The sequence below is a fragment of the Agromyces sp. 3263 genome, from assembly GCF_031456545.1.
GTDB lineage: Bacteria > Actinomycetota > Actinomycetes > Actinomycetales > Microbacteriaceae > Agromyces.
On record NZ_JAVDUV010000001.1, the window covers coordinates 1,794,009 to 1,814,475 of the forward strand.

The 20,467-nt window shown below is 72.6% G+C and carries 14 protein-coding genes; 4 read left to right on the plus strand and 10 right to left on the minus strand.

The window, feature by feature from the left end; genetic code table 11:
• Positions 1-33: 33 nt before the first annotated feature.
• A complete protein-coding gene (locus tag J2X63_RS08200; RefSeq protein WP_309975973.1) occupies positions 34-2,631 on the minus strand; it encodes a glycoside hydrolase family 3 C-terminal domain-containing protein in 2,598 nt (865 codons plus the stop codon).
• A 221-nt stretch (positions 2,632-2,852) separates the two neighbouring features.
• Between J2X63_RS08200 and J2X63_RS08205 the strand changes: the two genes are divergently transcribed.
• Together J2X63_RS08205 and J2X63_RS08210 are read left to right on the plus strand one after the other, a co-directional pair.
• Positions 2,853-3,491, plus strand: coding sequence for a TetR/AcrR family transcriptional regulator (locus J2X63_RS08205; protein WP_309975976.1), 639 nt, complete (start codon positions 2,853-2,855; stop codon positions 3,489-3,491).
• 12 nt (positions 3,492-3,503) lie between these two features.
• Complete coding sequence (locus J2X63_RS08210; RefSeq protein ID WP_309975978.1) at positions 3,504-4,643, plus strand: M20/M25/M40 family metallo-hydrolase; 1,140 nt, start codon at positions 3,504-3,506, stop codon at positions 4,641-4,643.
• Here J2X63_RS08210 and J2X63_RS08215 read toward each other — a convergent pair.
• From J2X63_RS08215 to J2X63_RS08225, 3 genes are all read right to left on the minus strand, one after another.
• Positions 4,606-6,039 (minus strand): MFS transporter, encoded by a 1,434-nt coding sequence (locus J2X63_RS08215; protein WP_396133121.1) that lies wholly within the window; start codon positions 6,037-6,039, stop codon positions 4,606-4,608. The two genes, J2X63_RS08210 and J2X63_RS08215, sit on opposite strands and share 38 nt — an antisense overlap.
• A gap of 108 nt (positions 6,040-6,147) precedes the next feature.
• The gene (locus tag J2X63_RS08220; RefSeq protein ID WP_309975980.1) at positions 6,148-6,930 is read right to left on the minus strand and encodes an endonuclease/exonuclease/phosphatase family protein; all 783 of its coding nucleotides are present in this window, start codon (positions 6,928-6,930) and stop codon (positions 6,148-6,150) included.
• Positions 6,931-7,075: 145 nt separating this feature from the next.
• Entirely contained in the window at positions 7,076-10,966 is a 3,891-nt protein-coding gene (locus J2X63_RS08225) for a S8 family serine peptidase (RefSeq protein WP_309975982.1), read from the minus strand.
• 209 nt (positions 10,967-11,175) lie between these two features.
• On the opposite strand from J2X63_RS08225, the gene J2X63_RS08230 reads away from it, so the two are divergent.
• Positions 11,176-14,019: an AAA family ATPase gene (locus tag J2X63_RS08230; protein ID WP_309975984.1), complete on the plus strand. Its 2,844-nt coding sequence runs from the start codon at positions 11,176-11,178 to the stop codon at positions 14,017-14,019.
• Here J2X63_RS08230 and J2X63_RS08235 read toward each other — a convergent pair.
• The 5 genes from J2X63_RS08235 to J2X63_RS08255 form a co-directional block, all read right to left on the minus strand.
• Complete coding sequence (locus J2X63_RS08235) at positions 14,016-14,906, minus strand: RIO1 family regulatory kinase/ATPase (protein WP_309975986.1); 891 nt, start codon at positions 14,904-14,906, stop codon at positions 14,016-14,018. The genes J2X63_RS08230 and J2X63_RS08235 overlap by 4 nt on opposite strands.
• A 215-nt stretch (positions 14,907-15,121) precedes the next feature.
• Positions 15,122-15,571 (minus strand): hypothetical protein, encoded by a 450-nt coding sequence (locus J2X63_RS08240; protein WP_309975988.1) that lies wholly within the window; start codon positions 15,569-15,571, stop codon positions 15,122-15,124.
• On the minus strand, positions 15,568-16,737 hold the full coding sequence (locus J2X63_RS08245; protein ID WP_309975990.1) for a S26 family signal peptidase: 1,170 nt from the start codon (positions 16,735-16,737) through the stop codon (positions 15,568-15,570). Before J2X63_RS08245 ends, J2X63_RS08240 begins: the two co-directional genes overlap by 4 nt.
• Positions 16,738-16,771: 34 nt before the next feature.
• Positions 16,772-17,413, minus strand: coding sequence for a SipW-dependent-type signal peptide-containing protein (locus J2X63_RS08250; protein WP_309975992.1), 642 nt, complete (start codon positions 17,411-17,413; stop codon positions 16,772-16,774).
• A gap of 5 nt (positions 17,414-17,418) precedes the next feature.
• Positions 17,419-18,054: a SipW-dependent-type signal peptide-containing protein gene (locus tag J2X63_RS08255; RefSeq protein ID WP_309975995.1), complete on the minus strand. Its 636-nt coding sequence runs from the start codon at positions 18,052-18,054 to the stop codon at positions 17,419-17,421.
• Between the two features lie 188 nt (positions 18,055-18,242).
• Here J2X63_RS08255 and J2X63_RS08260 point away from each other — a divergent pair, with 188 nt between their 5' ends.
• Positions 18,243-19,826 carry an MFS transporter gene (locus J2X63_RS08260; RefSeq protein ID WP_309975998.1) on the plus strand — a complete coding sequence of 528 codons (1,584 nt, stop codon included), beginning with the start codon at positions 18,243-18,245 and terminating at the stop codon, positions 19,824-19,826.
• Here J2X63_RS08260 and J2X63_RS08265 read toward each other — a convergent pair.
• Positions 19,823-20,371 carry a hypothetical protein gene (locus J2X63_RS08265; protein ID WP_309976000.1) on the minus strand — a complete coding sequence of 183 codons (549 nt, stop codon included), beginning with the start codon at positions 20,369-20,371 and terminating at the stop codon, positions 19,823-19,825. The genes J2X63_RS08260 and J2X63_RS08265 overlap by 4 nt on opposite strands.
• Positions 20,372-20,467 lie beyond the last annotated feature (96 nt).

Here is a 20,467-nt window from a genome sequence, read left to right on the forward strand (position 1 = left end):
TCGTGTGTGGGTTGGTGCGTGGTTCTGTGGTGCTCAGCCCGAGATCGTGTGCGTGGTCTCGAGGCGGAGGTCTCGTGAGCTGCGCCCGGCGCGCAGGCGGTAGGCGCCGACGGGCAGGGTCCAGCCGGCGGCATCCGTCGACCAGGTCTCGAACGACCGGCGTGCGAGGGGGATGTCGACGGTGGCGGTGTCGCCCGCGGCAACCTCGACGACCGCGAAGCCGGCGAGCCAGCGCACGGGGCGTGACTCGTCGCCGTCGGCCGAGAGGTAGAGCTGCACGACCTCGCGGCCGTCTCGGGCGGCGACGTTCGCGATGGTCACGCGGGCGATCGCGAGGTGGTCGGCGCTGCCGTCTCCGCCGGTTCCGGATGCCGCGTCGACGAGCTCGAGCGAGCGGTACTCCCACTCGGCGTACCCGAGTCCGTAGCCGAACTCGCGGGCGGGCGTCCGGCCGAGGCGGTCCCAGCCGCGGTGGCCGACGTCGACCCCTTCGGCGTAGTCGATGAACCCGTCGACCGGGATGCCGTTCGGCACCGGCACGTCCGCCTCGTCGGCGGGGAGCGTCCACGGCAGTCGCCCGCTCGGCTCGGTGGCGCCGCTCAGCACGGCCGCGAGCGACCGGCCGGCCTCCTGGCCGGGCAGCCACCACCAGAGCACCGCGGCGACCTCGTCGAGCCACGGCAGCAGCACGGGCGCGCCGGCGTTCACGACCACGACGGTGCGGGGGTTGGCGGCGACCACGCGGCGCACGAGCTCGTTCTGCCGGGCGGGCAGCGCGAGGTTCGGGCGATCCCAGCCCTCTGACTCGGTCTCGGGGTTCGTGCCCACGACGACGACGGCGAGGTCGGATGCCGCGGCCGCCGCCACGGCCTGGTCGAGCTCCTCGTCCACCGTCTGTCCGGGGGCGCGGTAGCGGAAGTGCAGGCGTACGAACCGCCCGTAGGACTCGCCGTCGATGACCTGCAGCTCGGCCTCGATGCGCACGGTGCGCGGGGCGTCGGTCTCGATCACCGTCTCGACGGCCGGCGGGTTCGCGTAGCTCGAGTTCAGCACGACCTCGACGCCGACGTGCGTGTCGGACGCGGCCCGGTGCACGCCGTCGACCTCGATGAGGTGCGCGCCGACCGGCGCGAGCTCGATGACGTGGCGTCCGGCGCGGTCGAGCATGACGTCGGTGATGAGGCGCACGGATGCCACGGCGTCGTCGTCGATCGGGAACCAGAGGCTCGCGGCATCCGGAACCTGCTGGGAACCGATGACCGCGCCGTCGGCGTCGAGGTGCTCGATGCGGACGCCGCGGCCGCCGTCGGGCGTGGTCAGCAGCTCCGCGGGCGTGAGGGGTGCGCCCATCGTGGTGGCGCCGCCGCGGTGCAGCTCGACCTTCGCGGCGGGGAACGCGGCGCGAAGGGCGTCGAGCGGGTCGCTCACGTGCGGGGCGGTGACGAAGGCGCTGCCGCCGCCCTGCGTGAAGGGCGTGATGGCGTTGTGGCCGATGAGCGCGATGCGCGCGGGGCCGTCGGGACCGGGCGAGACCGGCAGCAGGCCGCCCTCGTTGCGGAGCACGACGGTCGAGCGCGCGGCCGCCTCGGTGAGGAACGCGGTCACCTCGTCGCCGCCCGGATCGCCGGTGGCGCCGGTGGCGTCGAACGGGAGCGTCTCGCCGGCGAGCCCGCTGAGGGCGCCGACGCGCTCGGCGAGGCGCACGATGCGGGCGACCTTGTCGTCGATCGCCGACTCGGGGACGCGTCCGTCGCGGACGGCCGCGAGGAGGCCGTCGGCCCACGGTCCGCCGGGTCCCGGCATCACGAGATCGAGGCCGCCGAGGGCCGGCTCGACGGTGGTCTTCGTGGCGAGCCAGTCGCTCACCACGACGCCGTCGAAGCCCCATTCCTGCTTCAGGATGCCGTTCAGCAGGGGCCCGTGCGCCGTGGAGGTCTGGCCGACCCCGTCGAGGACGAGGCCGTTGTACGCGGCCATCACCGTCCACACGCCCGCCTCGACGACCGCCTCGAACGGTGCCAGGTACGCCTCGCGCAGGGTGCGCTCGTCGATGCGGCTGAGGTACTCGGTGCGGTCGGTCTCGGTCTCGTTGCCGACGAAGTGCTTGACGCACGCCGCGATGCCCTGCGCCTGGATGGCGTCGACGAACGCGACCGCGAGGCGCGCGGTGAGGAACGGGTCCTCGGCGAGGCATTCGAAGTGGCGCCCGCCGACGGGGCTGCGCTGCAGGTTCACGACGGGGGCGAGCACGACGTCGACGGCCTTGCGCCGGGCCTCGGCGGCCATCAGCGTGCCGAGGCGGGCCTGCAGGTCGACGTCCCAGGTCGCGGCGGTGGCCGACGGGGCGGGCAGCTGCGCCGACGGCAGGCCGTCTTCGCCGGTGCCGCGCACGCCGATGGGGCCGTCGGAGACGGTCATCGTGCGGAGCCCGATCTCGGGGATCGCCCGGAGGGTCCACGTGGCGGCGCCGGTGAGGAGCGCGACCTTCTCGTCGAGGGGGAGCGTGGCGGCGACGGCGATGGCGTCGAGAGCCGGGGAGTCGGCGATCGTCTCGGTGCCGGCGGTGGACTCGTCGGAGTCGAGGGACTCGTTGGAGTCGAGGGCGCCGGCGGCGGTCGTCGTTGAGCTCACGCCTATACTCCATTCACGTCTCGTCGTTGAGTGACGAGGGACATGCTGGCACACTTACTGACTTGTAAGTAAGTTTGAGAACGTCACAGTTCGGTAACGTCGCGAGCGGGCCCGTATCCGGCCCGCGCCGTGAGTGCTGCACTCGACTCGCGGGCTCGCCGAGGCATCCGGCAGCGTTGCGGATGCCGCGACGACGAGCCGCACAGGAAGGAACCACCGTGGTGGACACAGCCCGAGACGACCCGCGCGGCAGGCCCGCTGCCGAGCGCGTGCAGCGGCCGCAGGCCCGCACGACCGAGCGTCGCGAGGCCGTGCTCAAGGCCGCCATGAACGTGTTCGGCGCCCGCGGCTACAACAAGGGCGCCCTCGTCGAGGTGGCCGAGCAGGCCGGCATGACCCACGCGGGTGTGCTCCACCACTTCGGCAGCAAGGAGGGCCTGCTCGTCGCGATGCTGAAGTACCGCGACGGCGAGGAGGTCGCCGGCGTGCCTGCCCGAGCGCAGACCGAGGGCCCCGCGTTCCTGCAGCACCTCGTCGACACCGTCGAGGAGAACACGCATCGCCGCGGCGTCGTGCAGGCGTACTCCGTGCTGTCGGGCGAGTCGGTCACCGACGGGCACCCGGCCCACGACTACTTCCAGGAGCGGTTCCACATCCTGCGCGCGAAGATCGCCGGCGTGCTCGGGGAGGTGTCGGGCAACACCGACGAGCAGGAGCTCAGCGACGCGGCATCCGCGCTCATCGCCATGATGGACGGCCTGCAGGTGCAGTGGCTCCTCGAGCCCGACGCGATCGACATGCCGCGCATCCTGAGCCGCACGATGGACGAGCTCGTCGACCGGCTGCGGACCACGGCGTAGGCCGTCCACTCCATGCGCGTGACTCCCGATCGCGTCGAGGCCATGCTCGACGACCTCGCACGACTCGTGCGCGCCGAATCACCCTCCGACGATCTCGCCGCCGTCGCCGACAGCGCCGGGGTCGTGGCCGACATCATGACCGCACGACTGGGCCGGGCGCCCGAGGTCGCCTCCGTCGACGGGGTGCACCACGTGATGCTGCGGGGGCGCGATCCCCGGGTGCTCGTGCTCGGCCACCACGACACCGTGTGGCCGATCGGCACCCTCGCCGAGCTGCCGTTCCGCGTCGCCGACGGGGTCATCACCGGGCCGGGCACGCTCGACATGAAGGTCGGGCTGGTGCAGGCGATCCACGCCCTCGACCTCGTGCGCGCCGAGATCGGTCTCGACGCCGTCACCCTCCTCGTCACCGGCGACGAGGAGGTCGGATCCCCCACCTCGCGCGCCCTCATCGAGGCGGAGGCCGCCAGGTGCCACGCCGCCCTGGTGCTCGAGCCGGGCGGCGGCGGCGGCGAGCTGAAGATCGCGCGCAAGGGCACCTCCAACTACCGGATCGAGGTCGAGGGCCGGGCGGCGCACGCCGGGCTCGAGCCCGAGCGCGGCGTCAACGCGGCCATCGCGCTGGCCGGCATCGTGCTCGCCCTCGACGCCATCGCCGACGCCGACGCGGGCACGACCGTCACCCCCACCATCCTGGCGGGCGGGACCACGGCGAACACCGTGCCCGCGCAGGCGCACGTCCAGGTCGATGTCCGTGCGCGAACCGTCGGCGAGCAGCAGCGCGTCGACCGTGCGATCCGCGCGCTCACCACGCCCGTGCGCGGGGCCCGCATCACGGTCACCGGTGGGCCGCACCGCCCTCCGCTCGAACGCGCGGCCACGAACGGCCTGTTCGAGCGGGCGGGCCTGCTCGCCGATGCGCTGGGCCAGACCGCGCCGGCCGGCATCGACGCCGGCGGGGCATCCGACGGCAACTTCACCGGCGCGCTCGGCGTGCCGACCCTCGACGGCCTCGGCGCGGTCGGCGGCGGCCCCCACGCGCGCGACGAGCACGCGCTCGTCGGGTGGATCGCACCGCGCACCGAGCTCCTCGCGGCCCTCGTCGTCGACGTCGTCAGGCGCGCTCGGCCGGCACCTTCACGTAGAGCATGAGCACGAACCCGGCCGCGATCACGATGACGATGCCGAGGATGCCCCAGTAGGTCGCGCCGAACACCGCGATGAACGTCGCCCAGAGCATCGGCGACAGGAAGCTCGCGGCACGTCCGGTCGTCGCGTAGAGGCCGAAGATCTCGCTCTCGCGACCCGCCGGGGTGACGCGCGCGAGGAACGACCGCGACGCCGCCTGTGCCGGCCCGACGAACAGCGTGAGCACCAGCCCGAAGACCCAGAACACGAGCTTGCCCGAGTCGTGGAGGAAGAACACGAGGAGTCCGGCGGCGATCAGGCCGCCGAGCGCCGTGAGGATGACGGCCCGCGGTCCGAAGCGGTCGTCGAAGCGCCCGGCCACGATCGTGGAGACGCCCGCGAGCAGGTTCGCCGCGATGCCGAAGATCAGGACCTCGTTCGACGAGAAGTGGAACGCGACCGCCGCGATGACCGCACCGAACGCGAAGACGCCGGCGAGCCCGTCGCGGAAGACCGCGCTCGCGAGCAGGAACCAGAACGTGGGGCGCGACCCGCGCCAGAGCGCCACGATGTCGTGCACCAGCACCACGTAGCTGCGGAAGAACGACACCCGCTCGCGGTGCGGCGCCGGTGGTGCCTCTGGTACGTACACGAGCACCGGCCAGGCGAAGAGCAGCGTCCACACGGCGCAGCCGAGGGCGATCACGCGATAGGCGAGTCCGTTGTCGGTGGGCATCCCCCACCAGTCGAACGTCGTCGCGACCACGACGAGCACGAGCGCCACGATGCCGCCGACGTAGCCGAGTCCCCAGCCGAGCCCCGAGACCTTGCCGACCGTCTTCGGCGTCGACACCTGCACCAGCATCGCGTTGTAGTTGACCCCGGCGATCTCGCTGAACACCGTTCCCGCGGCGATCAGCGAGATGCCGAGCACGAAGTACGCCGGAGCGCCCTGCACGAAGAACAGCCCGACCATGCACGCGACGAGGGCGGCGGTGGCGCCGCCGAGCCAGAGCTTCCGACGGCCCGCGACATCCGCCCGCTGGCCGAGCACCGGCGCGAGCACCGCGATGAGCACGCCCGAGATGGTGATCGCCCAGCCGAGGGCGCTGGCGAGCTCGCCCAGCCCGCGTTCGTACGCCGGGTCGCCCTCGCCGAGCGCGGCGACGGCCGGGTCGAGGAACGTGTCGCTGGTCAGGTACAGCGCGGTGAACACGAACGTGAGGATGACCGAGTTGAACGGCTGCGTCGCCCAGTCCCAGAGCGCCCACGAGACCACCTGACGACGCGGGATGACCCGGCCCTCCTGCAGTTGCAGGCCCATCACCCGGATCGCGCCGGAATCGGCGGTCGCCGGGGGGACGGGCGTGCCGGGATCGACCGGAGTCGTGCCGGCGGGCGGCTCGGGGGGAAGGGTCATGACGGAAGCCTCGTTCGGTCGAGTGAACGGAAGATGACGAGCCTCGGGCGGCCCGGCATCCCGGTGGATCGGCGCTGATCCTGCTGCACTGTAACGCCCGCGAACCCCTCAGGGGAACCGCACATCGGCGACGACCGGGAAGTGGTCGGATGGGAACAGCCCGTCGACCGGCGTGTCGACGGTGAACGCGGCATCCGCGACGACACCGGCGCCCCGCCGCGCCAGCACGTGGTCGATGCGGCGGTCGATCTCCTTCGTCGCCTCGAGCGGCGCGAAGGGCACCGCGGAGCTCAACGTCACGGCCTCGGGGTCGCCGCCGGCGAGCTCCCACGTGTCGTCCGCGACGGCGGCGAGCGGATCGAACTCGGGCTGGCTCGCGTCGCAGTTGAGGTCGGCGAGGAGGAATCGCGGCGGGCCGGACGACGCCGCCGCGAGCAACTCGGCGAGGCGCCGGGTCTGCGCCAGGTGGTCGTCGGCGAAGTCGGGCTCCCACTCGGTCGCCGCCACGATCACGTCGAACGGGGTCTCGGGGTGATCGATCCGCGCCGCGAGCGCCGTCGGCGCGACCTGGCGGTGGCTGACGGGGAGCCCGTGGCTCGCGACGTCGCGGATCGGCCAGCGGCTCACGAGCCCCACGCCCATGAGCACCCCCGCCTGGTCGGGGTGCTCGGGCGGATCGGGTACCGGCGGAAGCGACGGCGACACGAAGGCCGCGTGGAATCCGAGGTGCTCGGCGACGACGTGCGCCTGCGACGTCTCGGCGGTGCCCCAGCACTCCTGCAGGCCGATCACGTCGGGCTCCAGCTGCTCGAGCGTCGTCAGGATCCCGGCCTCACGCGCCCGCCAGTCGGGCTCGAAGCGCCACAGCACGTTCCACGTCACGAGTCGCACGGTCGCGAGACTAGGGCGCGCCGCGGCATCCGGAAACCCCTTGACCCGGTGTCGCCGTTGACCCGATGACGACCGCCCAAGGTGCGCGGATGCCGCAGCGGCGCCGCCCTGGCTGGGCGGCGCCGCTGGTGGGAGGACCCGCCGACTACCCGGCCGGCAGCGGATCGACGTACGACAGCGTGGTCATGTCGGAGTCGCTCTCGTCGAAGCCCTCCAGCACCGCGCTCGAACCGCTCACGAAGACGCGGAGCCGACCCTCGTCGGTCACGTCGCTCGTGATCGCGGTCGCCGCATCCGTGCCGGAGCCCGCGTCGTAGTCAGCCGACCACACCTGCTCGCCGGTGGCCAGGGAGTACGCGATGGTCTCGTAGTCTCGGCGCGACTCGACGTTGTCCACGAAGCCGGTGATGATCACGTGGCGGCCATCCGGGGTGACCGTGGCCGACTGCGCGATATCGAGCGCGTTCGCCGTGCCGGCGTGCCGGGCGACCCACAACTGCGCACCCGTGGCGATGTCGTACGCCACGGTGGCGTAGTCGGAGTCGGTGCCGACTCCGTCGGAGTTGCCCGTGACCACGAGGGTCGCTCCGTCGGGCGAGACGACCGACGTGCGCGGGGTGTCCGTCGCTGCGCCGTCGCCGTCGTAGCGGGTGGTCCAGATCTCCTCGCCGGTCGTGCCGTCGTAGGCGATCGTCGCCCAGTCGTTGCTCTCGGCGCCGCTCGACCCCGAGACGAACACCGTGCCGGTCTCGGCGATGGCGACGGCCGTCGGGAGGTCGATGCCGTGCGCGGGGCCGTCGTGCTGAGCGGACCACAGCTCCGCTCCGGTGGCGGCCGCGTAGGCCACCGTGCCGAAGTTGGTGAGTCCGGATCCCTCGGCGCCCGCGCTCTGGCCGGTGACCACGACGGTGCTGCCGTCGGGGCTCACGGCGATGTCGCGAGGATCCTCGGTCTCCTGGCCCGGACCGTCGAAGTACGAGATCCACACCTGCTCGCCCGTCGCGGCGTCGTAGGCGATGGTCGCGTAGTCGGTCGACTGCTCCCGGGTCGCCATGCCGGTGATGAAGACCAGGTCACCCGTCGGACTCACCGTCAGCCCGGCCGCGAAGTCGCCCGAGCCCTGCTCGTCGAACCGCTGCAGCCAGCGCTGCTCCCCGGTCGTGGAGTCGTAGGCGATCGTGACGAAGTCGGACTCGGTGCCCTCGCCGCCGGAGCTACCGGCAACGAACACCGTCGAGCCGTCGGGGCTCAGGCCGAACCCGGTCAGTTCGTCGCCGCCCTGGACCGGGCCGTCATAGGTGGTCGACCACAGTTCCTCACCCGATTCGGGGTCGTAGGCTGCCGTGATGAAGTCGGGCCGGAAGGTGCCGAAGCCCGCGGGGTAGCTGTTCCCCGCGACGATGAGGCGCGAACCGTCGGAGGTGACGGCCGAGCCGAACGCCTCGTCGTCCGGCCGGCCGGCCGGCCCCGCGGGCCCGTCGAAGCGCGCCTCCCACGTCTCGGCGCCGTTGCGAAGGCCTCGCACGACGATGGGACTGCGCACGTCGTGATCGCCGTCACTCCAGGTCAGCTGTCCCGCGAGCGCACCGCTCTGCGTGCCCTCGGGGACCGTGAGCGTCAGCGCGAACGCCGCGCTCTGGCCGGGCTGGAGCGTCAGCGTGCTCGGCTCCACCGTCACCGTGAGTCCCTCGAGTCCCGTCACCTGCGCGGTGTACGTGCTCGGGGCGTCGCCGACGTTGGTGACCGACCGCGTCACCGTCTGCTCCGTGCCGTTGACCCGGCCGATCGCGATCGACGCGAGGTTCAGGTCGCTCGCGTCGAGCGAGTGGCCCGCCGCCTCCAGGTCGTCGCAGGACTGCGGTTCGACCCCGTTGGTCGTCCCGCAGAGGAAGGCCATCCAGTCGTCCACGCCGCTGTCGTAGACCAGGCCCGGGTCCACGGCCGAGTTCGGGACGACGTGCCCCGCGCCCTGTCCGTAGAGCGTGGTCGGGTCGCCCGGGTCGCCGTCGAGCACGTCGGTGCCGGTGGTCATGAGGGCCGACTTGATCATCATGGGCGACCAGTCGGGGTGCCGGTCGGCCAGCAGCGCCGCGAGTCCCGCCACGTGCGGCGCCGACATGGACGTGCCGCTCATCAGATTGAAGTCCATGCCGGCCTGGCCGGGAGGGGCGACCGCGGCGAGGATGTCCTGCCCGGGCGCGATCAGGTCGGGCTTCAGCAGGTCGCCGCCGGCGGCGCTGCTCGGACCTCGTGAGGAGAACGCCGCCACGGTGGGTGCCGGTGCGTCGAGGTTCACCTCGCCCTTCGCGATCGTCGCCGTCGCGCCCGCCGTGGCCGCGTAGGCCTTCAGCGCGCCGCGCTCGGTGTCCGCCACGTGCACCGTCGGCACCGCGTGGAAGTCGGCCACGACATTGTCGGGCGCCGTGTTCACGAGCACCATTCCGATGCCGCCGGCCTCCGCGACCGCCCGGCTCTTGTTGACGCGCGCGTTCTCGCCGCGGTCGCAGAGGACGATCTTGCCGGCGACGAGCGCAGGGTCGAGCACGGGCGTGCCGCCGTTGTCGGACGCGGCCCAGCACTGCTCGACCTTGTAATCGGCAGCGCCGCGGATCCCGGCGCGGGCCGAGTCGATGAAGGGGGCGGGTCCGACGGCGGTCGGGGCCGCCGAGGCGCCGGCGTGCTCGGAGCCGTCACCCAGGGTGACCGATCCGACGAGGCTCCGGTTGTGTGTTCCCGCGGCCACCGTGGTGACCCACGGCGACGGGTGCGCCACGGTGCCCGCCGTGGGGCCGTCGTTGCCTGCCGACGCGGCGACGAAGATGCCGCTCGCGGCCGCGTTGAGGAAGGCGATCTCGGCGGCGTCGAGCAGGTCGCTCGCGGTTCCCGAGACGGAGAAGTTGATGACGTCCACCCCGTCCGCGACGGCCTGGTCGATGGCGGCGACGATGTCCGAGTTGTAGCCGTTCGCCGTCGAGCCGTCCTCGGCCGACCACAGCGCCTTGTAGGCGGCGACCCGGGCACGCGGGGCGATGCCCGTGATCGCACCGAGCGGAGCGGCCGGCCCCGTCACCTCGACGTCGTGGTTGCCGGCCGCGGTCGACGCGGTGTGCGTGCCGTGCCCGTTGTAGTCACGGGGAGACAGGAACTCCCACGGGAGTTCGGCGGCCACGCCGGCGTCGCCGCCCCAGGCGGCATTGAAGTGCCGCGCCCCGAGCAGCTTCTTGTTGCAGAGGTCGGCATCCCATGAGTCGTCCCCGACGGTCTGCTCCGAGTCGCAGCGCCCGGCGAACTTCAGCGGCTTGTAGGCCAGCTTGCCCTTCTCGGCATTGCCCACCCGGTCGGAGAAGCTCGGGCTGTCTGGCCAGATGCCGGAGTCGATCACGCCGATGACGATGTCCTCGCCGGCACCCGCCGTCTTCGTGGAGCCCTCGGGGCCACCGAGCTGCTCCCAGATACCGCCGGGTGCATCGAGGCCGAGGAACGAGGGCGTGTTCGAGGTCGTCGACTCGACGAGCTCGTCGGGGGTCACCGCGACGACCTCAGGCTGCGCGGCCAAGTCGGCAGCCTGGGCCGCCGTCAGCTCGGCCGAGAAGCCGTCGAACGCGTAGACGTACTGCTGCCGCGGCGTGCCCTTGCTCACCTTGGCCAGGGCTGCGCGCTGGGCGCCGTGCAGGTGCTCCGAGTACGCCGCCACCTCGGGCGCCTGCGGGTCCAGCTTCTTCCCTCGTTCGGGCCGGGTGCGGTTCAGGCCGGGCACACCGCCGTCGTACGTCGCGACCGGGTCGAGGGCCAGCTGCACGATGTAGGTCCGGGGCTCCGTCTCGGCCTTCGCCTCCGCCCCTTCCGCGGGCTCCGGCGTCGCCCCGGGTACCGCCACCTCCACCTGCGCCTCGTCGCCTGCCCCGGCCTGGCCGGTTCCGGCCGGATCGGGCGCGGCGACCGCCCCCTGTGCCCCGGTCGCCAGCATCGCCGTGGCGGCGAGCGCCGCCAACCAGCGCCACCCCCCGCGTGATCGTGTCCAACGTGCGTGTCGCATGGTGCCCTCCGAGTCCGCCCGCCCGCGCGGGTCCGCTGTGGGGACGCTATGCGGGGAAACACCGTCGGAACATCCGTGTTTTACACTGGCTTTTGCTCAGCGCACCGGGTTCGCACCACGGGCCCGCACCGTGTCACGGATGGGAGTTGCCCGAGATCAGCGCCCGCCATCGCCCCCCTCCCCGGCCTTCATCGTCGGCCTCGGCGCTCGTGGGCCGCGACCGCGACCTGGATCTCCTGCGCACCGCGCTCAGCACGACCCCGTCCCTCACGATCGTCGAAGGCGAGGCGGGCATCGGCAAGAGCCGACTGGTGCGCGAGGTGGCCGCCGACCCGGCGCTGTCCTGGATGCTCGTGCTCATCGGACAGTGCGAGCAGTTGCATGAACCGTTCCCACTCGGCCCGGTGCTCGACGCGCTCCGGCAGGCCGCGCCGGCGATCAGGCCCGAGGCATTGGGAGCGGTCACCGGAGCGCTCGCCCCCCTCATGCCCGAGCTCGCGCACCTCCTGCCACCCCCGCCGCCCCCCGTCGCCGAGCCCGGTGCCGCCCGGCACCAGGTGTTCCGTGCCGTGGCCGAACTGCTGGAGCACCTGGGGCCGGTGGCGCTCGTCATCGAGGACGCGCACTGGGCCGACGGCGGCACCCTCGACCTGCTCCGATTCCTGGCCTTCCACCAGCCGCCGAACCTCGCGGTGCTCCTGACCGCCCGAGCGGAGTCGGGGCCCCTGCCGGTCGGCGAAGCCTTCGCCCGGGCCCCCGCCGGCCCGGCGACCATGCTCAGGCCGGCGCCGCTCGACGCCGCCGAGGTGCGGGAGCTCGCACGGCAGGTGCTGGGAGTCGACCTGTCGGCACGCGTCGCCGAGGAGCTGCGGGAGAAGACGGGCGGCATCCCGTTCGTGCTCGAAGAGGTGCTCCGCACGCTGCTCGAGCGCCTGCCCGAGAGCCTCGAACTGCTGGACGGCCTCACCGTGCCGACCGCGCTGCGCGAGGTGGTGCTGCAGCGGCTGTCGGTGCTCGACCCGTTGGCCCGCGAGATCGTGGGCGTGGCGTCGGTGCTGTCCCGTCGCGTTGATGTCGAACTGCTCGCCGCCGTCGCCGAGCGCTCCACCCGCGAGGTGGTAGGCGCCATCGCGAGCGCCCAGGCCGTCGGCCTGCTGCAGGACGAGGATGATCGACCGCAGTTCCGGCACGCACTCGCCCAGCAGGTCGTGTACGAGAGCCTCCCGGCCACGAGTCGGCGCTGGCTTCATCAGCGGGCGACGGCGGCGATCTCGGCGCGCCCCGGCCCTGTCCCCAGCGCGCGGCTGGCATATCACAGCAAGCGGGCGGGGAACACGACCGAGTTCGTCCACTACGCCGAGCAGGCGGCGGATCTCGCCGCCACGAACGGGGACGACTCGGCGGCCGCCCGGTTCCTCCTCGAGGTGGTCGAGTCCGGTCGGGTGCCGCTCGCCGTCCGGGTGAGGCTGGCCGGGAAGCTCGGTCGCGTGGCGGTCGACGGACTCGCGCACGCTGAGGCCGTGCCCATCCTCACTCGCCTGTTGGAGGTCGGCTCGCTTGCGCCGGCGGTGCGTGGCGAGTTGCGCTTCGCGTTGGGTCGGATGCTGCGCCAGCAGGGGCTGGCCCGAGCCGGCTTCGACCAGATCCGGATGTCGCTGCCCGACCTGCAGGATCGACCGGCCTTGGCGGCCAGGGCGCTCGCGGTGCTGGCGGTGCCCGAGATCGCCGTGGGCGCGCACGTCGACGCGCACGCCGCCTGGGGCGAGCAGGCCGAGGAGGCGGCGCGGCTGAGCGGGGACGCCGCGGTACACCTCGCCGTGCGGATCGCCCGCACGTCCCTCCTGCTGGAGCAGGGCGATCCCGGGGCCTGGCGAGCGATCGACGAGGTCCGGAACGGCGCGGCGCTCGCGTCGAATCCGCGCGAGCACACCCGCGCCTGCCTCAACTGGGCGCAGGGTGCACTGCACGTCGGACACGTCCACCGCGCCGACGCGCTGATCGCCGAGGCGAAGCGGGTCGCGGCTCGCGCCGACTACGTGAGGGTGGCTGGCGTGATCGACCTGGTGTCGCTCGCGACCGACTTCTTCGCCGGACGGTGGGCGACGATCGCCGAGCGCGTGGACGCATTCGTCGACGAGCCGACCGAGTTCGGGGGCGCGGTGGTCGACGCCCGACTGCTGCAGGCTGCGCTGCTTGCCTCCACCGGCAGTGCCGTCGAGGCGGCTCGGGCACTGCGGGGCGTCATCAACGACGCCGAGGACGTCGGCGTGGTCTGGCCGCTGGTGGCTGCACGGACGACCCTGGCGCGGTTGCTACTGGTGGTCGACGATCCGGCGGCGGCCCACGAGCAGGCGACCCTGGCGCTCGACCTGGTCCGGGCGAAGGGGCTGTGGGCGTGGGCGGGCGAGCCGGTGCAGTGCATCGTCGAGGCACGGGCAGCGCTCGGCGGGCCGGCCAGCGCCCTGCCGCTGATGGACGAGCTGGAGACCGGGGTCACGGGGGCGGACGCCCCGTCGGCGCGCGCGGCCCTGCTCGTCTGCCGGGCGATCATGGCCGAAGACGACGGCGTCGAGGCCGAGCGGATGCTCGAAGAGGCGCTGTCAATCGTGCAGCACGCCGGAGCGCGCGTGGCCGAGGCCAGGATCGCCGAGCGCCTGGGCACGTTCCTGCTCGAGCGCGGCGACGACCGCGGGTCGGCCTTGCTCGCGTCGGCGCTCGCGGTCTTCGGCGAGCTCGGTGCCCGCCGGGACTTCTCACGCGTCTCCCGGCGGATGCGCGAGCACGGGATCGCCATCCCGTCCCGGTGGCGGGGCGGGCGTCGGGCGCTCGGCGTCGAACTGTCCGAACGCGAACGCGAGGTCGTCGACCTGGCCGCCGCGGGCCTGACCAACAAGGAGATCGCGACCGAGCTCTTCCTCTCGATGCGCACCGTCGAGAGCCACATGTCGAAGGCGTTGCGGAAGCTCGGCGCCCGCTCGCGACGTGACCTGGCCGAGGCGCTGCAGGAGCCCCTGGCGCCGACCGGGACGTCGCCGGCTGCCGCCCGCGCCTAGAAGCCGACCTCGCCGACGAGCTCGCCGAACAGCTCCTCGGCGTCGCACTCGAGCCGCTGCCGCGTGAACCAGTCGCACACGTTCACGCAGTCGCGGTGCAGCAGGTCGAACCCCTGCGGGTTCGAGACGAGATCGACGATCTGCGGCAGGTCGATGGCGACGACGCGGCCGTGGTGCACGAGCAGGTTGTAGGGCGAGAGGTCGCCGTGCGCGAGCCCGGCGCGGGCGAGGAGCCGCATGAAGTCGACGACCTGGTGGAACAGCTCCCGCAGCTCCGCGGCATCCGCTCGCACCTGCGCGAGCCGTGGCGCCGCGACCCGGCCGTCGCCGATGAACTCCATGAGCACCTCGGTGTCGTGCACCTGCACCGGGTACGGCACGGATGCCCCGAGCTCGGTCAGCCGGGTCAGCGCGTCGAACTCCGCGTAGGCCCACTGCACGCGGGCGACCGCGCGACCGAACGAGGTGCCCTTGGCCACGGCGCGCACGTCGCGGGTGCGACGCAGGCCACGGCCCTCGGTGTAGATCGCCGAACGGTGGAAGTCGGAGTGCTCGCTCGTGCGATACCGCTTCGCGGCGAGCAGCACGCGGTTGCCCGGCACGTCGGGCGGGGCATCCGGGATCGCGCGCTCGATCAGCTCGAGGTTCGCCTCCTTGCCGGTCTTGACGACGCCGAGCTCGGTGTCGATCGCGGCGGCGGAGGTGACGAGCCAGTCGGGGCGGGGTTCGGGGCCGCGCTCGGTGGGGATGGTCGCCGGCCAGGTGGACCAGCGCTGTCCCTCGCCGGGCTCGGCGGCCTGGAATGCGAGGGAGTCGGATGCCGCGCCGAACGGCGTGGCGGAACGGGTGCTCGAGGGGGTGTCGTCGAGCGACGAGAGGAAGGTCACGGTGTCTCCGAGGTTGCGGAGGCCACCGACGTGCCGGCCTTGCGGCTACGGGCGGGAGGCCTCACAGGAAAGGGTGTCTGCGATGCGCGCGACGACGATGACGTTCATCGGACTCTCCTTTCGCCTCGGTGCTGCGGATGCCGCGACTGCGGCCAAGACGCGAGCATACGCCTCGCGTGGCGCCGGTGTCCAGAGCCGGTTCGGCGATCGGCCGCTCAAGGGACCGAGCAGCTCGACAGGACATCGAGCACGACGGTCGCGAACGACAGCGTCCCGGTCTTCGCCGTGGACTCCCACCCGCCCGGCCCGACCGCGTACAGCGAGAACGTGCCCGAGCCAAGGCCGAGCAGCCCGGTGCTGAGGGTCACGGAGGTCGCGGCGGGTGCGAGGGTGCCCGACCCGGAGAGCGCACCGGTGACCGTCCAGCGGTAGCCGGTCCTCGTGAGGCCGCCTGCTGGTGCCGTCCAGTTGTAGGTGACCGGCTGCAGCAGCCCCGCCGTGCAGGTCATCGTGGTCACGGGGGTCACCGAGCCGGCCGCGAACGACCCGGTCCCGACCTCGGTGTCGCTCCACGCGGCATCCGTCTGCGCCGTGGTGGTGCAGAGCGCGACGGATGCCGCGACGAGCAGCACCCCGGCCGCTGCAACGCGTTGCCGGCGGGTCATCGCCCGAGCCTCCGCGCTCGCCGCAGGAGCAACGCGCCGACGCACGCCGAGGCCGCCGCGGCGGCGATCGGCACGGTCGCGTCGAGGCCCGTCGCGCCGAGGCCGGCACCCGAGCCGGGCGCCGTGCCGATCCGCACCTCATCGCCGGAGCCGACCGCGTGGACCTCGAGGTCGGCGAGCCCGGCGGCGTCGGAGCCCGACACGGGCATCGTGACGAGGAACCGGATCCAGCGCTGCTCGGCGGTGGTCATGGTGAGCAACTCCTGGGCCACGCCGTCCACGGGAAGCGGCTCCGGGGCGAGCAGCGGCACCGGGTCGTCGCAGGCGCCGCCCGTCCAGCGCACCGCGCACCAGCTCGCCTCGACCACGAGCCCCAGCCCGGCGTCCCCGCTGCCGATCATGCCGACGTCGATGGTGCCCGGCTCGGGCGCGTCGGCGGAGATGCCGACCTCCCACGCGACCGTGTCGCCGGGCGTCATGCGCTGCATCAGCTCTGGATCGCCGATCGCGGTCAGGCGCAGCACCTGCCCCTGCACGACCGACTCCTCGACCGCCGCCGAGGCGGACATCGGTGCCTGCGCCACGGTGGCCGCCGCGACCGCGAGGAGGGCGATCACGAGCGACGCCGTAGTCGCCGTCGTGCTTGCCGGCTCCCGCGGATCGACGGGCGGCGGCGGCGGTGGCTCGCGGCGACGTCGCGGCCAGAACGCCCACACCACGAGCGCGGTCGCGCCCACGGTGAGGCCGCCGATGACGGCCGGATGCCCCATCGAGCCGATCACCGGCGCGACACCCGGCACCGACGCGAGCACGATCCGAGCCGTCGGCACCTCGTAGGGCTGCGGGTCGTCGACGGGATTCGCGTCCCCGCGGAGCGTGAGTCGTCGCGCACCGCCGGCTCCCCCGTCGTCGATCGCGACGATCCGGTGCGTCACCGGCAGGCGACCGGGCCGGTCGACCGTCACCACGTCGCCGACATGGAGCTCGCCGACGGGCACCTCGCGGACGAGCGCCGCGGAGCCCGCCGGGATGGTCGGGCTCATCGACCCCGTGCGGAACAGCACGATGCCCACGTCGAACAGCAGCGCGGCGACCACGAGCAGGATGCACGCCGCCCCGGCGATGGCCGCGAGCGTGAGCAGCGCGTCGCCCGCGACCGAGGTCACGGAGCGGGAACGGCGCGCACGCGGCATCCGTCGGTCACCCGGTCGAGGCGGCGTTGAACTGCCACGTCACCGTCGCGGACGTGCCCTGGAAGGTGTTCGCCGCATTGGGCGCGACCTGCACCTCGAAGCAGAACCCGAGCTGGGCGCCGGCGGCGCCGATCGGATTCGCGACCGCGGACGCCGGCACCTGCGTGACGGGCAGGTAGGTCGACGCGCCGCCGGCGATGAACGCCGGCGTGCCGGTGAACGCCGCGGCCGCGCACGTCGACGTCGGGTTCGCCGACGCCATGCGCACCGCCCGGTACTGGAGGGCGCCGACGAGGCCGCCGCCGTTGTTCGCGACGGCCGCCAGCGCGACCGTGCCGCCGACCGTCGAGGTGGTCGTCGTGCGGACGTTGAGCCAGGCGTACGTCGAGGTGCCGGGCGACATCGCGGTCGCGGCGAACGACAGCGTCGCGCCCGGCGCGGTCGTGTTGCTCGCATACGTCGGCGACCCGGCGCTCTGCGACTCCGTGCCGAACACGCTCGCGGCGAAGCTGCCGGTGGCCTGCTCGCTGTCGTTCCAGGCGGCGAGCGTCACCGTGGCGCCGACGCCCAGCACGAGTCCGCCGGCGAGCACGGCGCGCCAGATGCGGCTGCGCCGTCCCCGCTCCGGCGCCTCGACGTGGATTCCCATTGCGGCTACGGCAGCGGGTCGGTCGACTCGCCGAGGAACTCCCACGTCACCGTGCCGGTCTGCGCGGCCGGGAGCGTGGAGCTCGCGGTGACGACGAAGCACAGGTTCACGGGGTCGGTCACCGCCGTGAGCTCGAACACCGCGGCGGGCGTCGGGCTCGCGACCGGCTGGTCGGTGACGAGCGCCGTGCCCGACGGCGGCGTCGCCGCTGAGCACGTCGCACCGAACGTGGCGCCCACGTCGTAGAGCGAGTACGTGAGCTCAGCGCCGATCGTGCCCGACGTGGTGCTCGCGAGGTCGACGGATGCCTCGTAGGTCGAGTCCGACGAGAGCTGCACCGCGAACGGTGCGTAGACGACGGCACCCGGACTCAGCAGGTCGGCGTCGACCGCGAAGGCGAGCGGTTTGCCCGGCGCCGTCTCGGAGCTGCTGAACGCCGTGCCGTCGAGGCTGCCCTCGAGCTCGAACTGGCCCGACCCGAACGTGCCCGTCGCGAACTCAGAGTCGTTCCACACGGCGAGCGTGACCGCGGCCCCCACGCCGAGCACCAGCCCGCCCGCGAGGATCGCGAGCATCTTGCGGCGACGATCTCCCGGCCGTGCCGGACTCGTCGTCGATTCGTTGCGTGTTGCAGTCTGCATTCCCATGAGCGCCTCCCCCGCGCGCCGGGCATACGGTTCCCCCGAAGCGGGTCCCCCAACCCGATGGGGCCGAGCCTAGCCCTCGGCCGGCCCGAAGCGCGAGGGGGTCATCGATTACGGCGCCCGACACGTGAGCGGATGCCCCAGCGCCTCTATCGGCGGCGACCGCGAGTGTGGTTGGGTGAGCCATGAGCGCAGGGCAGGGCGCCACGGCGCCGTTCAACGGACGACTTGCCATCCTCCTCGCGATGGCGATGTTCGTGCTGGTCGTCGACACCTCGCTGATGAACGTGTCGATCTCGGCCGTGGTGCACGACCTCGACACCACGGTCAGCGGCGTGCAGGGGGCGATCGCCCTCGAGGCGCTGGTCTCGGCGGCATTCATCCTGATCGGCGGCAAGACCGGCGATCTCATCGGCCGCAAGCTCGCCTACGTGCTCGGCCTGCTCGGCTACGCGATCGGCGCCATCGCGATGGTGTTCGCCCAGGACCTCACGGCGATCATCATCTTCTGGGCGATCATCGGCGGCATCGGCGCATCCTTGCTTCTGCCCGCGATGCAATCGCTCATCCACGGCAACTTCGAGGGCGCCCAGCAGAAGCGGGTGTACGCGCTCGTCGGGGCATCAGCTGCCATCGCCGCCGCAGTCGGACCGCTGCTCGGCGGATTCATCACGACCTTCCTCTCGTGGCGCGTCGGCTTCGCGCTCGAGGCCGTCATCATCGCCGTCGTCCTGGCCGGCATCGGGCTGGTGAAGGACGTGCCGTACCACGGCGACCGCTCGATCGACCTCGTCGGCGCCTTGCTCTCCATCGTCGGCATGGGCGGCGTCGTGACCGGCATCCTCGTCTGGCAGGAGGGCGGCGGCTACGTCGGGCTCATCATCGGCATCGGCGTACTCGCCCTCGGGCTGCTCGTCTTCTGGCTGCGCACCCGCAAGCGCCGCGGCAAGCCCACGCTCCTCGATCCCGCGCTCTTCGAGTCGAGGATGTTCCGCGCCGGGGCCAGCGGTCAGCTGCTGCAGCAGATCACGCTCGGCGGCACGATGATCGTGCTCCCGATCTACCTGCAGATGGTGTTCGAGTACAACGCCCTCCAGGCGGGACTCTCCATCGCGCCGCTCTCGCTCAGCATGTTCGCGGTCGCGCTGCTCGCCGGGCGCGGACTCACGCAGCGTCCCTCGAACATCATCCTCTGGGGCTTCGTGCTCGTCGTGGCGGGCCTCGCGATCCTCGTGCCGCTCGTGCCCATCGCCGACTCGGGCTGGTACCTCACCATCCCGCTCATCATCTCGGGCAGCGGCCTCGGCCTGCTCGTCTCGCAGCTGAACAACTACACGCTCTCGCCGATCTCCGACGAGCGCGTGAGCGAGGCGGCGGGCGTCAACTCGGCGGCCGGCTCGTTCGGCCTCTCGTTCGGACTCGCCTTCGCCGGCGCGATCATGCTCGCGACGCTGGCCTTCACGTTCACTGCGAGCGCCGACGCGAGCACCGTGCTCTCGACGGAGGAGCAGCAGCAGGTCTCATCGGTGCTCGAGGAGGATGCCGAGATCATGACCAACACCGGGCTCGCGGAACTGCTCGTCGGCCAGACGCCCGAGGTGCAGGAGGAGATCCTCGCGATCAACGCGGATTCCCGCATCATCTCCCTGCAGGTGGCGCTGCTCGTGCCGATCCTCGCGGGTCTGCTCGGTGTGCTCAACGCGTTCCGCATGCGGCGCCTGCCCGACCCGAAGCCCTCCGCGGCTGCGGAGGGAACCATGCTCGGCTAGTCGGTCGAGGCGACCATGCCGGCGAACGCCGGCGAGCTCACGAAGGTCAGCGTGGTCGACGAGGGGAGGGCGACGGGGCTGATGCCGTTCGCGGCATCCGGCGGTCCGCTGTAGGCCCCGGCGACCGGTGCATCGCTGAGTACGTATCCCGACTCCGCCAGTGTCTGCGACCAGGCCTCCTGCTCGCCCGGGGCGACGCCCACCTGCACGACCGTGAGGACGAGGTCGGTGTTCGGCTTGCCCCACGCGCATGCCACGCCGCCCGCCTCGACCATGCGAACGGCGAGCGCATCGAAGACCTGCGGCGAAGGGAGCGATTCCAGCCCGTCCGCGGCGAGCTTCTGGTAGCCCTCGTCCGTGAGGACGGTCTCGCAGGTCGCGGCGTCAGGAACCGACTCCGGCTCCGGAGTCGGTGCACTCGATGCGGTGGTGGCCGGCGAGGGCGAACTGCTGGGCGCGGGCGGCGCGGCGGTGCAGCCGCTCAGGACGGTGACGGTGAGGACGGCGGCCACGATGCCGGCGCCGGACGCGGCTCGAAGGGTCATGAAGCGGAGCTTATGGTCCGGTCGTGCATCTCGTCCATCGGTGCAGGCCCTGATGGGCCGACCCGCCGTGTCGGTATTCACCCGCGGCAGACCATC

What these genes read in the sequence shown, in the direction of transcription:
- J2X63_RS08210 (WP_309975978.1), top strand. Translation starts at nt 3,504, where the DNA reads ATGCGCGTGACTCCCGATCGCGTCGAGGCCATGCTCGACGACCTCGCA.
- J2X63_RS08215 (WP_396133121.1), bottom strand. Translation starts at nt 6,039, where the DNA reads ATGACCCTTCCCCCCGAGCCGCCCGCCGGCACGACTCCGGTCGATCCC.
- J2X63_RS08225 (WP_309975982.1), bottom strand. Translation starts at nt 10,966, where the DNA reads ATGCGACACGCACGTTGGACACGATCACGCGGGGGGTGGCGCTGGTTG.
- J2X63_RS08240 (WP_309975988.1), bottom strand. Translation starts at nt 15,571, where the DNA reads ATGACCCGCCGGCAACGCGTTGCAGCGGCCGGGGTGCTGCTCGTCGCG.
- J2X63_RS08250 (WP_309975992.1), bottom strand. Translation starts at nt 17,413, where the DNA reads ATGGGAATCCACGTCGAGGCGCCGGAGCGGGGACGGCGCAGCCGCATC.
- J2X63_RS08255 (WP_309975995.1), bottom strand. Translation starts at nt 18,054, where the DNA reads ATGCAGACTGCAACACGCAACGAATCGACGACGAGTCCGGCACGGCCG.
- J2X63_RS08260 (WP_309975998.1), top strand. Translation starts at nt 18,243, where the DNA reads ATGAGCGCAGGGCAGGGCGCCACGGCGCCGTTCAACGGACGACTTGCC.
- J2X63_RS08265 (WP_309976000.1), bottom strand. Translation starts at nt 20,371, where the DNA reads ATGACCCTTCGAGCCGCGTCCGGCGCCGGCATCGTGGCCGCCGTCCTC.